This is a genomic window from Marinomonas sp. ATLA20, assembly GCF_057180105.1.
The window spans coordinates 14,285-28,557 of sequence record NZ_JBXUKU010000013.1 but is presented as its reverse complement, the minus strand read 5'-3'; the positions used below and the strand labels follow the sequence as shown (position 1 = coordinate 28,557).

At 43.4% G+C, this 14,273-nt stretch carries 11 protein-coding genes; all 11 read left to right on the top strand.

Annotated elements, in window-relative coordinates:
• The first annotated feature begins 7 nt into the window (after window positions 1–7).
• The 11 genes from mraY (at window position 8) to secA (ending at window position 14,258) form a co-directional block, all read left to right on the top strand.
• Window positions 8–1,090, top strand: coding sequence for a phospho-N-acetylmuramoyl-pentapeptide-transferase (gene mraY, locus AC2A4J_RS17535; protein WP_484176946.1), 1,083 nt, complete (start codon window positions 8–10; stop codon window positions 1,088–1,090).
• Between the two features lie 9 nt (window positions 1,091–1,099).
• Window positions 1,100–2,449, top strand: coding sequence for a UDP-N-acetylmuramoyl-L-alanine--D-glutamate ligase (gene murD, locus AC2A4J_RS17530; RefSeq protein WP_484176945.1), 1,350 nt, complete (start codon window positions 1,100–1,102; stop codon window positions 2,447–2,449).
• Window positions 2,446–3,639 carry a putative lipid II flippase FtsW gene (gene ftsW, locus AC2A4J_RS17525; RefSeq protein WP_484176944.1) on the top strand — a complete coding sequence of 398 codons (1,194 nt, stop codon included), beginning with the start codon at window positions 2,446–2,448 and terminating at the stop codon, window positions 3,637–3,639. The genes murD and ftsW overlap by 4 nt, the downstream gene beginning before the upstream one ends.
• Window positions 3,636–4,709, top strand: coding sequence for an undecaprenyldiphospho-muramoylpentapeptide beta-N-acetylglucosaminyltransferase (murG, locus tag AC2A4J_RS17520; protein ID WP_484176943.1), 1,074 nt, complete (start codon window positions 3,636–3,638; stop codon window positions 4,707–4,709). The genes ftsW and murG overlap by 4 nt, the downstream gene beginning before the upstream one ends.
• Complete coding sequence (gene murC, locus AC2A4J_RS17515; RefSeq protein ID WP_484176942.1) at window positions 4,706–6,127, top strand: UDP-N-acetylmuramate--L-alanine ligase; 1,422 nt, start codon at window positions 4,706–4,708, stop codon at window positions 6,125–6,127. The genes murG and murC overlap by 4 nt, the downstream gene beginning before the upstream one ends.
• A gap of 1 nt (window position 6,128) precedes the next feature.
• Window positions 6,129–7,082 carry a D-alanine--D-alanine ligase gene (locus tag AC2A4J_RS17510; protein WP_484176941.1) on the top strand — a complete coding sequence of 318 codons (954 nt, stop codon included), beginning with the start codon at window positions 6,129–6,131 and terminating at the stop codon, window positions 7,080–7,082.
• A 3-nt stretch (window positions 7,083–7,085) separates the two neighbouring features.
• Window positions 7,086–7,766 (top strand): cell division protein FtsQ/DivIB, encoded by a 681-nt coding sequence (locus AC2A4J_RS17505; protein WP_484176940.1) that lies wholly within the window; start codon window positions 7,086–7,088, stop codon window positions 7,764–7,766.
• A 78-nt stretch (window positions 7,767–7,844) separates the two neighbouring features.
• Window positions 7,845–9,119, top strand: a complete 1,275-nt coding sequence (gene ftsA / locus AC2A4J_RS17500) for a cell division protein FtsA (RefSeq protein ID WP_484176939.1) — start codon at window positions 7,845–7,847, stop codon at window positions 9,117–9,119.
• Between the two features lie 39 nt (window positions 9,120–9,158).
• Window positions 9,159–10,388, top strand: a complete 1,230-nt coding sequence (gene ftsZ / locus AC2A4J_RS17495) for a cell division protein FtsZ (protein ID WP_484176938.1) — start codon at window positions 9,159–9,161, stop codon at window positions 10,386–10,388.
• A 106-nt stretch (window positions 10,389–10,494) separates the two neighbouring features.
• Entirely contained in the window at window positions 10,495–11,412 is a 918-nt protein-coding gene (lpxC, locus tag AC2A4J_RS17490; protein ID WP_484176937.1) for a UDP-3-O-acyl-N-acetylglucosamine deacetylase, read from the top strand.
• A 143-nt stretch (window positions 11,413–11,555) separates the two neighbouring features.
• Window positions 11,556–14,258 carry a preprotein translocase subunit SecA gene (secA, locus tag AC2A4J_RS17485; protein WP_484176936.1) on the top strand — a complete coding sequence of 901 codons (2,703 nt, stop codon included), beginning with the start codon at window positions 11,556–11,558 and terminating at the stop codon, window positions 14,256–14,258.
• Window positions 14,259–14,273 lie beyond the last annotated feature (15 nt).

Below are 14,273 nucleotides of genomic sequence, written 5' to 3'. Positions count from 1 at the left end.
CTTACCAATGTTACTTCTGTTAACGGCTTATTTAAGTAAATACCATACATTTTTTACGGTCTTTAATTACTTGTCTCTACGTGCCATCTTGGGTGTTCTTACAGCATTGGCTATTTCACTATTGATTGGCAACAAGGTCATTGTTTTGTTGCAGCGTCTGCAAATTGGGCAGGCGGTTCGCAGTGATGGACCTCAAACGCATTTGTCAAAAGCGGGCACGCCGACGATGGGTGGTGCGCTCATTATTTTCTCGATTTCTGTCAGCACGCTTTTATGGGGTGATTTGCGTAACCAATATGTATGGGTTGTTTTGTTGGTTATGTTGGCATTTGGTGTTGTTGGTTGGGTAGATGATTATCGAAAAGTGGTTGAGAAAAACCCTCGTGGTCTTCCTGGTCGATGGAAATATTTTTGGCAGAGTATATTCGGTTTGGCCGCGGCGTTTTATTTGTACTATACGGCGAGTACGCCTGCTGAAACGGCCTTAATTGTGCCTCTCTTTAAAGATGTCGCGATCCCTTTGGGTATGTTTTTCATTGTGCTGACGTATTTCGTTATTGTCGGCACCAGTAATGCGGTGAATTTAACCGATGGCTTAGACGGGTTGGCGATTCTTCCGACTGTGTTAGTGGGGGGGGCGCTTGGTGTGTTTGCCTACCTGACCGGTAACATCCGATTTGCAGATTATTTGCTCATCCCCTATGTACATGGTTCCGGGGAGTTGCTGGTGTTTTGTGCTGCTCTTGCTGGGGCGGGTTTGGGCTTTCTATGGTTTAACACTTACCCTGCGCAGATTTTTATGGGTGACGTAGGTTCTTTGGCATTAGGTGCGGCGCTGGGGACAATTGCTGTTATCGTTCGTCAAGAACTCGTGTTGTTCATCATGGGTGGTGTTTTTGTGATGGAAACAGTGTCGGTTATTTTGCAAGTCGCCTCCTATAAGTTGACCAAGCGAAGAATATTTAGGATGGCACCCATACATCACCACTTTGAACTAAAAGGCTGGGCTGAGCCTAAAGTTATTGTGCGTTTTTGGATTATCACTGTTTGTCTTGTTTTAGTGGGTTTTGCCACCTTAAAAGTACGTTAGGAGTTTTGCATGTCGTTGATCGGGTCAGATCGGGTAAGAGCCGTTGTCGGCTTGGGTGCGACAGGCTTGTCTTGCGTACGTTTTTTAGCGAGCAAGGGAATTGAGTTTTATGTGGTGGACTCTCGTGAGAATCCACCAGGCTTGGAACAGGCAAAAGAGTTTTGTTCTGATGAGCGAATTTTCACCGGTAGTCTCGATGTGCTGGAAACGCTCGGAGTGACTGAGTTGTTCGTGAGTCCCGGAATTGCATTGCGCACACCTGTTTTGGCTCGTTTGGCCGAGCGTGGCGTTGTGATGCGTGGTGATATTGATTTGTTTTGTGATTATGCGGATGCTCCTTTTGTTGCCATAACTGGCTCTAATGCGAAAAGTACCGTCACGACGTTAGTGGCTTTGTTGCTCCAGGCGAGTGGGAAAAATACCAAAGCTGGCGGCAACTTGGGATTGCCAGCGTTAGATTTATTATCTCCTGATACCGATTTCTACGTGATCGAGTTGTCTAGTTTTCAGCTTGAAACAACGCACGCATTACAGGCTGATCTGGCTTGTCTTCTCAATGTCTCCGAAGATCATATGGACCGTTATAAGGATCTTTATGAGTATCAACGTGCCAAACAAAAAGTCTATCGTGGTTGCAAGGCGGCTGTCTGTAATAAACAGGATATATTAACGGCTCCACTGTTGGCTGAAGGTGTGCCTGTTCGTGCCTTTACGACCAAAAGTCCTGATTTAAAAGAATATGGCATGCTTAAAGATGGTGATGGGGCTTGGTTGTGTAAAGGTGTTGAGCGTCTTTATCATACGTCCGAAATCGCGTTAAAGGGTTCTCATAATCACGCCAATGTTCTGGCTGCCTTGGCAATGCTAGAGTTGCTTGGTGTAGAGGTGATGTCTGAGGCCGTTGGGAATGTATTGAAAGAGTTCGGAGGTCTGCCGCATCGATGTGAAACGGTTCGAACTCTTAATGGTGTGACCTATATTAATGATTCAAAAGGCACCAATGTTGGAGCGACGTTGGCGGCGCTTCAAGGACTTGGTTCAGTGGCAAATAAAAATATTGTGCTGATTGCTGGAGGGGAAGGGAAAGGCGCAGACTTTAGCGCTCTTACTAAACCTGTTAAGGATCTGGTACGCACTGTGTATTTGTTTGGTAAAGATGCCAATCGCATTGCGGAAGTCTTGTCACCGGATTCAATGATTAAGCGCTTTGAAACCTTAGATGAGATTGTGGTTGATATTGGACAGAGCAGTAAAGAAGGTGAAATAGTTTTGTTTTCGCCTGCTTGTGCAAGCTTGGATATGTATAAAAACTACGAAATGCGCGGAGCTCACTTTGCTCGTTTGGTAGCTGAGTTATGACATGGTTAAAAGTGTTTGATCGAGTGTCTCTTCGTGAGTTTGCTCAGGTTGATGCTATTTTTGTTGCCGCTATTGTTTCTATTTTGGCGCTAGGGATGGTCATGGTTTCTAGTGCGTCCATTTCTATCTCTGAAACGATTCATGGTCACCCTTATTTCTTTATGGGAAGGCAAGGTTTATATCTTGCCATCGGTTTGCTATTTGGTTGGATTCTACTGTCTTTGCCCACGCATCAGCTGCAGAAGTGGGGGATTTTGATGATGGGGCTGTCTCTTATCTTACTCATTCTTGTTCTTATTCCCGGAATTGGAAAAAGTGTTAATGGCAGTCGTCGTTGGATCAATTTGGTGGTTTTTAACCTTCAAGCATCAGAAGTTGCAAAAGTGTGTATGGTGGTTTATGTCTCTGGCTATCTAGTGCGAAGAGCTGACCGGGTACGAGAAGGTTGGGTTGGCTTCGTTCTTCCGCTTTGCTTATGCAGCATTTTTCTTTTGTTTTTGCTTTTTGAGCCGGATTTTGGTGCCTCTGTCGTGTTATTGGGCACTGTAATGGTGTTGTTGTTTTTGGGTGGAGCACCCTTGTATCAGTTTTTGCTATTGATGGTTGGTGCTGTTTCCATGCTAGGCGTTGTTGCAATTTCTGAAAGTTATCGCTTAAAGCGCTTGATGAATTTTATAGATCCATGGGCTGATCCTTTTAATGAGGGTTATCAGCTTAGTCAGGCTTTAATCGCTTACGGTCGTGGTGAGTGGTTTGGTTTAGGTTTGGGGAATAGCGTTCAGAAGTTGTCCTATTTACCTGAAGCTCACACGGATTTTGTATTTTCTATTTGGGTTGAAGAAACGGGCATGTTTGGTGGTTTGTTGTTGATATGCTTGTTTGCATTGATGGTCGCCCGTGCTTTTAAAATTGGTCGTCAGGCTATGACGCTATCTCGTCCGTTTGCTGCTTATATGTGTTTTGGTTTTTCAATTCTAATCTTGGCTCAGGTTATTATTAATATAGGTGTGAATACAGGCTTTTTACCAACCAAGGGGCTGACTTTACCGTTGATTAGTTATGGCGGCAGTAGCTTGATAATTACTTTAGGTAGCTTGTTTGTTGTGGCGCGTGTTGATATTGAGAACAAACGGGCACAGAGGGATGGTGGTTCTGGTGAATTGGCGGAAATGAAAGAGAAGACGATATGAGCGATGTGAAAAGAGTCGTTATAATGGCTGGCGGAACCGGCGGTCATATTTATCCAGCATTGGCTTGTGCTCATAGTTTTAAGGATAAAGGTGTCGAGGTTCAATGGCTTGGCTCCAAAGGCGGGATGGAAGAGTCTCTTGTGCCTAAGCATGATATTTCTTTGCATTCTCTCTCCATTAAAGGGGTCAGAGGTAAGGGGATATTAGGTCTGTTAGTCGCTCCTTTCAGAATTTTGCATGCAATCGGTCAAGCTGTGGCTGTGTTACAAAAAGTGAAGCCCGATGTTGTATTAGGTATGGGTGGGTTTGTAGCCGGTCCGGGTGGTGTGGCAGCTAAGCTTTTAGGTATTCCATTGGCTGTGCATGAGCAAAATGCCATTGCTGGGACAACAAATACTCTTCTGTCAAAGTTGGCGAGTCTAAGATTACAGGCTTTTGATGGTGCTTTGCCAAATGCTATTAGTGTGGGTAACCCTATTCGAAGCGATATTCTGGATCAGCGTGTTCGTGTATCTAGAAATGGAGTAGCAAGACCGCTGAGACTACTTGTTGTTGGTGGTAGTTTGGGTGCTAAGGCGATTAATGACGTCATTCCACAAGTCTTAGCTAAATGGTCTTTCTCGCAGCGTTTGGATGTTTGGCATCAGACGGGTGTTCGAAATTTTGACGAAGTATCGATGCTTTACAAAGAAGCCGGTGTAGATGCCCGTGTTGAAGCCTATTTAGATAATATGGATCAGGCCTATTATTGGGCTGATATTGTTTTGTGCCGTGCAGGCGCTATGACGGTAAGTGAGCTGGCAGTGGCAGGTTTGCCTTCTATTTTGGTCCCTTACCCGTATGCAATAGATGATCACCAGACTGCGAATGCGCGCTATTTAGAAAACGTTGGGGCCGCTTATTTGCTACCTCAGCCGCAATTAAATTGTGACAAAATCATTTCTTTGCTTGCTAGTTTTGTAGAAGGTGAAGAGACATTATTGAAAATGGGGGAGCAGGCCAAATTGGTTGCTCATCCAAATGCAACGCAAGATGTTGTTGCACATTGTTTAAGGTTAATAAAATCATGATTGATATTAAAGCTCAGTACGATATCCCTACGATGCGTCGTATTCAGAATATTCATTTTATTGGGATTGGCGGTGTTGGTATGTGCGGCATTGCAGAGGTGTTGCATAACCAAGGGTATAGGGTTTCTGGCTCTGACCTTAAGTCATCATCAACTACTGAGCGTCTTGAAGGCCTTGGTATTAAAATTTATCTTGGGCATTTGGAAGAAAATGTCTATGACGCTCACGTGATTGTGGTATCTACTGCTGTCAATGAGCAGAACCCAGAGATTATTTGGGGTAAAGAGAATAGGGTTCCTATTGTTCGTAGAGCAGAAATGTTGGCTGAGTTGATGCGTTATCGCCATGGTATTGCGGTCGCTGGGACTCATGGCAAAACGACAACAACAAGCTTGATGGCATCTGTATTGGCGGCAACTGGCGAAGCACCGACATTTGTTATTGGTGGGCGTTTGACTAGTGCTGGGGCGAATGCGCAATTAGGTAGTAGTGCTTACCTTGTAGCAGAAGCTGATGAGAGTGATGCGTCATTCCTGCATTTGCAGCCACAAACTGTGATCATAACCAATATTGATGAAGATCATATGGATACTTATGGTGGTGACTTTGAAAAGGTGAAGCATACCTTTATTGAGTTTGTGCACAATCTGCCTTTCTATGGTTTAGCGGTTTTGTGTGTTGATGATGAAAATGTTCGTGAAATTTTGCCACATTTAAGTCGTCCAGTTTTAACTTACGCTATTGATGAAGAGGCGGATTTTTACGCAACCGATATAGTACAGACGGGTCGATACTGTGAGTTTTTAGCTCACCGCCCTGAATGTGAGCCACTGAAAATTCGTCTACCGATGCCGGGTCGTCACAACGTACTCAATGCGCTTGCGACTATAGCTGTTGCTACGGATTTGGGTGTTGAGGCGACGGCTATTCAAGCTGGGCTAATGGGCTTTGAAGGTGTGGGACGTCGCTTCCAAGAGCAAAAACCATTGGCGCTTCCTAATGGTTCAGATGTTATGTTTGTTGATGACTATGGCCATCATCCAAGTGAAGTGTTGGCGACGATCAAAGCCATTCGAGCGGGATGGCCTGAGAAGCGTTTAGTAATGGTTTATCAGCCGCATCGCTATACTCGAACTCGTGACCTGTATGAGGATTTTGTCAGAGTTCTCTCTCAGGTCGATGTTTTGCTTTTGTTGGATGTTTACTCGGCTGGTGAAACCGCTATTAATGGTGCTGATAGTCGTTCTTTGTGTGGCAGTATTCGTCAGCGCGGTAATGTTGACCCTATTCATGTTGGGAGTGAGGCGGATCTACGTTCTATCTTGAGCAATGTCTTGCGTGAAGGTGATTTGTTGATTACGCAAGGTGCTGGCGATATCGGTATGGTTGCGAAGAATTTATCAGTGAGCGGTATTTAATATGTCAAAAGCACTTAAAGAATCAGTTATTGCCGTCATTTTTGGTGGCCGTTCTGCAGAGCGTGATGTTTCTATGCAGAGTGGGCCTCTTGTCGCTGAAGGGCTTCGCTCAAAAGGTTTTCAGGTGGTAGAGCTGGATCTCTATGGTCCAAGTGGCGAGTTGGATCCTATTGTGCAGTTACAGTCTATTGAATTTGATCTTGCTTTCATTGCTCTGCATGGTGGAGAAGGTGAGGATGGTCGAGTTCAGGCTTTGCTTGAAATGTTTGGCAAACCTTATACCGGTAGTTCACCTTTAGCTTGTGGGTTAGCAATGGATAAAGTGCTAACTAAACGTTTTTGGAATGGTATTGGGATTCCGACGCCAGCGTATTTATCTTTTGTTGGGCATGCTGATGCAGATTTGATTGAAGATAAGATGTCCTATCCAGTGATCGTTAAGCCTTCTAGAGAAGGGTCAACCATTGGTATCAATAAAGCAATGAATCGTGCAGAGCTTGATGATGCGCTTTTAAAAGCGCTTGAATATGATTCAGATGTGTTGGTTGAAGAGTTTGTCGATGGTCCTGAGTTTACCATTACGGTAATCGATGATATTGCGTACCCTGCAATAGGTCTAAAACCTGCTCCAGACCATAAGCTTTATGATTACGAGGCTAAATACATAGCGGATGATACCGAATATTTGCTGCCTTGTGGTTTAGATGAGGATGATGAGAATGAATTGCAAATGCTGGCGCTTGATGCTTATCGCTCTTTGGGTTGTACTGGATGGGGGCGCGTTGACATAATGCGCGATCAGGCTGGTGTATTTTGGGTGTTGGAAGTAAACACTGCGCCAGGTATGACCTCTCATAGCTTAGTGCCAATGGCAGCTAGCTATGTAGGTATCGATTACGCTTCACTTGTGGAGAAAATTGCGCTGAATGCTTGGGATAGAGTAGGGCGTAATTAATTTATGAGGGTAGCGGCACTAATCGGGGCGGTTTTATTGATATTGGTGGCTGTTTTTCAGGGGAATGATTCTCCTGAAACTTGGTTTGCTATTCAGAAAATAGAGATTAAAGGTGACTTGAAGTACGCCACGGAAGAAGAATTGCAGTCTGATTATTCTTCTTTGCTGGGGCAGAGTCTTTTAAGTGTTTCTTTATCTGATGCTCTAGCCACGGTTTTGTCATCGGAGTGGGTGGCAAGTGCAGAGATTCGTAAAGTTTGGCCAAATACATTGCAGGTGCTTGTTCATGAGCATACGCCTCTAGCATACTGGGGGGATGGGCAATTGATATCCACCTCTGCGGTTGTTATTACCCCTCATAAGGTGCCTAATTTGCCGCTTACTAAATTATATGGCCCTGAAGACTCAAGCGATGTTGTGCTAGAGCAATTTGGTTTAGTGAGTCAGGTGTTGGCTTCAACCTCTCTTCGTGTCTCGACACTTACTTTAGAGCCAAGAGGGGCGTGGAGCATTATTTTCACCAATGGTATAGCGGTTAAGCTTGGTAGGAATGAGATTTTAGAAAGGTTGCAGCGCTTTATAGCGGTGTATAAAAGTGATTTATCGGGTAGAATAGATCAAATAACGTCAGTCGATGCTCGCTATCCTCATGGGGTAGCTGTAGGTTGGAAAAAAAATAATTGATATTGGCCTGTTTGTTGCTTTTTTGAACAATAAGGTTTTGGTTTTTGTCAAAACAACACGTAATGCCGGGAAGGTGAAATGATAGTCGGTTTGGATGTAGGCACATCGAAAGTTATCTGTTTGGTTGGCGAAGTTCTAGCTGATGGTAGTTTGGAAATTGTCGGTATTGGCTCTCATAGTTCAAAGGGTATGAAGCGTGGTGTGGTAATCAACATTGAGTCAACGGTTCAGTCAATTCAGCGTGCGGTTGAAGAGGCAGAATTAATGGCGGGGTGTAATATTCATTCTGTCTATGTCAGTGTTGCTGGTAGCCACATTCGCAGCTTAAACTCTCATGGTATTGTTGCTGTTAAAAATGGCGAAGTGCAGCAAGAAGATATTGATCGAGTTATTGATGCGGCTCAAGCGGTGCCAATTTCTTCAGATCAACGAGTGCTTCATATATTGCCGCAGGAGTATCACATAGATTCTCAAGAAGGTATTAAAGACCCTCTTGGAATGTCTGGTGTTCGGCTTGAGGCGAATGTGCATTTGATTTCGGGTGCTGTTAACGCTGTGATGAATGTTGAGAAGTGTATTAAGCGATGTGGCCTAGGGGTTGATGGTGTCATCTTGTCCCAGCTGGCTTCTAGTGAATCGTCGCTTAGTGAAGATGAAAAAGATTTAGGTGTTTGCTTGATTGATATCGGTGCGGGAACATCTGATATTGCTGTTTGGCTTGATGGTGCATTGCATCATACCGCAGTGGTTCCTGTTGCTGGTGATCAGGTAACAAATGATATTTCGATGGCTTTACGTACGCCAACTCAGCATGCGGAAGAAATCAAAGTGAAATATGCGTGTGCCATGTCTTCAATGGCATCTGCTGATCAGGTTCTTCAAGTGCCTAGTGTTGGTGATCGTCAGCCAAGATCAATCACTCGTCATGCTTTGACTGAGGTTGTTGAGGCAAGATATGAAGAAATTTATAATTTAATTCTGGATGAATTAAGACGCAGTGGGTATGCCGAGCGAATCCCTGCAGGTATTGTAATTACTGGTGGTACGTCACTTATGGAAGGGGCGGCAGAATTGGCTGAGAAGGTTTTTCAGATGCCAATTCGATTATCTTTACCAGATTGTACTAAAGGAATGTCTGACATTGTCGATAACCCTATATATTCAACAAGTGTTGGATTATTGGCTTATGGTAGTAAAGAGGCTGAAGTAACCGAGATCTCGAAACGGATGATGTCTAAGGCGCAAACTAAACGAGAAACATCAGTTCTGGCACCTAAAAAAGAAATCGGGCCGTCCTTCAGTGCAACGAAGGCATGGCAGAAATTAAAACACTGGTTTCAAAGTTATATTTAGTCAGAATTGATTGTGAATTTATTGAGGAGCGATAAGCCCATGAATGTCTTTGATTTAGCCGAAGATAATTTATCAGATAATGCTGTAATTAAAGTAATCGGTGTTGGTGGTGGCGGTGGTAATGCCGTGCGTCATATGCTTGAAAACCGATTGGAAGGTGTTGAGTTTATTTGTGCCAACACTGACTCTAAAGCACTGATAGGTTTTGAAACAGGAGTTTCTTTACAGCTTGGTTCAACCATTACTAAAGGGTTGGGTGCTGGGGCAAATCCAGAAGTGGGTAGAGATTCGGCCTTAGAAGATCAAGAGAAAATCACCCAGTTGTTGACTGGCGCTGATATGGTTTTTATCACCGCGGGTATGGGTGGTGGAACCGGTACAGGTGCCGCGCCAGTTATTGCTAAAGTGGCGCGCGAATTGGGGATTTTGACGGTGGCTGTTGTTACTAAGCCTTTTCCTTTTGAAGGTCGTCGTCGTGCAAAAGTTGCCGAGGAAGGTGTGAAGGAGTTACGCGAAAATGTCGACTCTTTGATTACCGTTCCAAATGAGCGTCTTTTGCCAGTTTTAGGTAAGAATATTTCATTACTGAAAGCGTTTGGCGAAGCAAATAATGTTTTGTTTAATGCGGTTCAGGGTATTACAGATTTGATTATGCGACCTGGTTTAATCAACGTCGACTTTGCAGATGTAAGAACGGTTATGTCTGAAATGGGTATGGCGATGATGGGGACGGGGTCTGCATCTGGCGAGGATAGAGCTAGGGTGGCTGCTGAGGCTGCAATACATAATCCTCTACTGGAAGATATTAATCTCAGAGGTGCGCGTGGCGTGCTGGTAAACATTACAGCAAACGAAGAAGTTGGTTTGTCTGAGTTTACCGAGGTTGGTGGGATTATTGAAGAATATGCATCGGAAGATGCTACTGTCGTGATTGGTTGTGCAATTGATCCTAGTGTAGGTGATGAAATGCGAGTCACGGTGGTTGCAACTGGTTTAGAGGGTCGCTCCGCAGTCGAAATGAAGTCTGCTGTTGGTGAATCTGTTGTCTCTCAACCAGTTATGGCGAAGGTTGAACAAGTTGTTGATAGCGAAAGCGCAAAAGCAACTGTGGCTCAATCTGTGCCGAAGCCTGAGCAGCATGTGAAGGCTGAAGTGGTAGAGAAAAACTTGGATGAAAAGAAAGAGTCTGTTGATTCTGCCTCTATTTCAAGTGGCGATAAATTATCGTATTTGGACATTCCGGCATTTTTACGTCGTCAAGCTGATTAATTTAAGCAAAATCAGTGCAATGTTACGGTGCTGGATTGTATAAAAAATGTGTTATTGATACTATTTTGTAAAGAATAGTATCCAGTCATAAAATTGTAGGAATATAATGGTACGCCAACACACACTTAAGAACATTATTCGAGCAACTGGGGTGGGTTTACACTCTGGCGAGAAGGTGTATTTGACACTAAAGCCTGCGCCTGTAAATACAGGTATTGTATTTGTTCGTACAGACTTGGATCCAGTTGTAGAGATTCATGGTGATGCGCGAGCAGTCGGATCAACAAATTTTGCTACGGCTTTATGTCAGGGTGATGTGAAGGTAAGTACTGTAGAGCATTTGTTATCAGCAATGGCTGGTTTGGGTGTAGATAACGCTTATGTAGAAGTGAGTGCTAGTGAAATTCCTCTTATGGATGGAAGTGCTAGTCCTTTTGTTTTTCTTCTGCAATCGGCAGGTCTAGAGGCCCAGAGTGCACCAAAAAGATTTATTCGAGTGAAGAAGCCGATTAGAGTTGATGAGGGTGATAAATTCGCTTCTCTTGAGCCTCACTCTGGTTTTCGCTTGTCTTTCACTATTGACTTTCAGCATCCAGCTATTGGCGAAGATGTTCAAAGTACATCATTTGATTTTTCAACGACCACTTTCGTTAAGGAAATTAGTCGTGCGAGAACATTTGGTTTTATGAAGGATCTTGAATACTTTAAAAACAATAACCTTGCTCGTGGTGCAAACATGGAAAATGCCATCGTACTTGATGACTACCGTGTGCTAAACGATGAAGGTCTACGTTACCGTGATGAATTGGTTCGTCATAAAGTATTGGATGCGATTGGTGATTTATACCTTCTAGGTCATAGTTTGATTGGTGAGTATAAAGCTTACAAATCTGGCCATGCTTTGAATAATAAGTTATTGCTTGCTTTGCTTGAACATCAAGATGCTTGGGAATATGTTGTTTTCGAAGATGACGCGCAAACGACTCCAATTTCTTATGTGGAGCCTGCTTTTGTCGGTGCTTAGTAAGTGATTATTTCTTGATCGCATTTTAAAAAACCAGACTATATGTCTGGTTTTTTTGTATTTAGGTCCTTGATATTTCATGTTTTGTCACACATTACCATGATAGACTGTCCTTATTACTAATTGGCTACGATGAGTTCAAGATGTTAGGAACCGTAATTAAAAAAATTGTCGGCACAAAGAATGACCGAGAAGTTAAACGATATAGAAAAGTCGTTGCACAAATAAACCAACTTGAAGAATCTTTTCACAAATTATCAGATGATGATTTGTCGGGTAAAACTGGTGAGTTTCGTGATCGTCTCGTAAACGGTGCGTCACTAGAATCTATTCTGCCTGAGGCTTTTGCTGTTGTCCGCGAGGGTAGTAGTCGAGTGATGGGAATGCGTCATTTTGATGTGCAGCTCATTGGTGGCATGGTTCTAAATGAAGGTAAGATCGCTGAAATGCGTACAGGTGAAGGTAAAACGCTTGTAGCAACCTTAGCAGTTTACTTAAACGCTTTGTCATCTAAAGGCGTACATGTTGTGACTGTGAACGACTATCTGGCTAAGCGTGATGCTAACTGGATGCGTCCTTTATATGAATTTTTAGACATGAGTGTTGGAGTGGTTTTTTCTGGTCAAGATCGTGACGAGAAGAAAGCAGCATACTTGTGTGATATTACCTACGGTACAAATAACGAATTTGGTTTCGATTACCTCCGCGATAATATGGTATTTCGTTTGGAAGACCGTGTTCAGCGTGATCTTAACTTCTCAGTCGTTGATGAAGTGGACTCCATCTTGATTGATGAGGCTAGAACGCCTCTGATTATCTCTGGTGCCGTTGAGGACAGTTCTGAGCAATACCGTAAGATCAACAATTTGGCTCCTTTGTTGGTGAAGCAAGAAGAGACTGAAGATGAAGAGCCAAGTGGTCATTATGTCTTTGATGAATCGCAACGCAGTATTGAGTTAACAGAAGAAGGTCATTCTTTTGTTGAAAATTGGCTAGTAGAACAAGAATTGTTGGGAGAAGGTGAGAGCCTATATGCGGCTGGGAACCTTTCTTTGTTGCATCATGTTCATGCCTGTTTGAAAGCGCACGTGATTTTCAAAAAGAACGTTGATTATGTGGTTCAGGGCGATCAAATCGTCATTGTTGATGAGCATACAGGTCGAACAATGGCTGGTCGACGTTGGTCTGAGGGGATTCATCAGGCTGTAGAGGCTAAAGAAGGTGTGACTATTCAGGCCGAAAGTCAGACTTTGGCATCCACCACTTTCCAAAATTATTTCCGTTTGTATGACAAACTGTCTGGTATGACAGGTACGGCTGATACTGAAGCGTTTGAGTTTCAGCAGATTTACGGCTTATCCGTTATTGTGATCCCTACAAACCGTCAGGTTCAGCGTAAAGACTTCAATGACTTGATTTATATGTCTACTGAAGACAAATTCGAAGCCATTGTATTGGATATTGAAGAGATCGTTAAGCAAGGCCGTCCTGTGTTGGTTGGTACGGCGTCTATTGAGTACTCTGAGCTTTTATCTAATTATCTACTTAAGAAAAATGTTAAGCATAATGTTCTTAATGCTAAGCAGCATGAGCGTGAAGCTGAAATTGTTGCTGATGCAGGTCGTCCAGGAGCAGTGACTATTGCGACTAATATGGCAGGTCGTGGTACGGATATTGTGCTCGGAGGTAACTTGCAAGTTGAGTTAGCTCAGCTAGGTGAAAGTGCTAGTCAAGAGGCTATTGATGCGCTGAAAGCGGATTGGAAATCTCGTAATGAGTCTGTGTTGGCGGCAGGTGGTTTGCATATTATTGGTACTGAGCGCCATGAATCTCGCCGTATTGATAACCAGTTGCGTGGCCGTGCTGGTCGTCAGGGTGATGTTGGTTCTTCGCGTTTCTACTTGTCTCTAGAAGATAATTTAATGCGCATCTTTATGTCTGATCGCATCAAGAAAATGATGATGGCTCTTGGAATGGAGAAGGGTGAGGCCATTGAGCATAAAATGGTTTCAAACGCGATTGAAAAGGCTCAGCGTAAAGTAGAAGGTCGTAACTTCGATATTCGTAAGCAGTTGCTAGAATACGATGACGTGGCAAATGATCAGCGCCAAGTAATTTATCGTCAGCGTTTTGACATGATGGTGTCTGAAGATCTTTCTGAAGCTATTTCCGCAATGCGAGAAGAAGTTGTTACTGGTCTGATTGATGAATTTATTCCACCGCAAAGCATCTTCGATATGTGGGACCTTGAGGGATTGGAAGAGAAGGCGCGTAATGAATTTGGTTTAGAGCTTCCAGTTGCAAAATGGGTTGAAGAAGATAAGAAATTATATGAAGAGCCTTTGCGTCAGAAGATTCTGGATGCCTTTGTAAGTGATTATAAAGCGAAAGAAGACATTGCTGGCGAGCAGCCTTTTCGGTCTTTTGAGAAACAAGTGTTATTACAGGTTCTTGATACTCTGTGGAAAGAGCATCTTCAGACGATGGATATGCTTAGACAAGGTATTCACTTGCGAGGTTACGCTCAGAAAAACCCTAAGCAAGAATATAAACGTGAATCGTTTGAGTTGTTCCAAGGGCTGCTAGAGCAAATTAAATACGAAGTGATCCAAATTATTACTCGTGTGAAAGTTCAGTCTGCTGAAGAAGCTGAGAAGATTGAAGAGGCTCGTAAAAAGCAAGAAGAAAAAACAACCGTTAACATGATTCACGATTCTCTGAACTCGTTAGCTGAAGGGGATTCGGGCTCTGCTGATGCCCAAGAGTATCCTAAAGTAGGTCGTAATGAGCCGTGTCCGTGTGGTTCAGGTAAAAAATACAAACAGTGTCACGGTAGTCTTATTTAATTGGAGAAAGCTTAA

Bases quoted from the DNA above. Each gene is read 5' to 3' on its own strand.
- lpxC (WP_484176937.1), top strand. From the start codon at position 10,495: ATGGTACGCCAACACACACTTAAGAACATTATTCGAGCAACTGGGGTG.
- murG (WP_484176943.1), top strand. From the start codon at position 3,636: ATGAGCGATGTGAAAAGAGTCGTTATAATGGCTGGCGGAACCGGCGGT.
- murD (WP_484176945.1), top strand. From the start codon at position 1,100: ATGTCGTTGATCGGGTCAGATCGGGTAAGAGCCGTTGTCGGCTTGGGT.
- secA (WP_484176936.1), top strand. From the start codon at position 11,556: ATGTTAGGAACCGTAATTAAAAAAATTGTCGGCACAAAGAATGACCGA.
- AC2A4J_RS17510 (WP_484176941.1), top strand. From the start codon at position 6,129: ATGTCAAAAGCACTTAAAGAATCAGTTATTGCCGTCATTTTTGGTGGC.
- ftsZ (WP_484176938.1), top strand. From the start codon at position 9,159: ATGAATGTCTTTGATTTAGCCGAAGATAATTTATCAGATAATGCTGTA.
- mraY (WP_484176946.1), top strand. From the start codon at position 8: ATGTTACTTCTGTTAACGGCTTATTTAAGTAAATACCATACATTTTTT.
- ftsA (WP_484176939.1), top strand. From the start codon at position 7,845: ATGATAGTCGGTTTGGATGTAGGCACATCGAAAGTTATCTGTTTGGTT.
- ftsW (WP_484176944.1), top strand. From the start codon at position 2,446: ATGACATGGTTAAAAGTGTTTGATCGAGTGTCTCTTCGTGAGTTTGCT.
- AC2A4J_RS17505 (WP_484176940.1), top strand. From the start codon at position 7,086: ATGAGGGTAGCGGCACTAATCGGGGCGGTTTTATTGATATTGGTGGCT.
- murC (WP_484176942.1), top strand. From the start codon at position 4,706: ATGATTGATATTAAAGCTCAGTACGATATCCCTACGATGCGTCGTATT.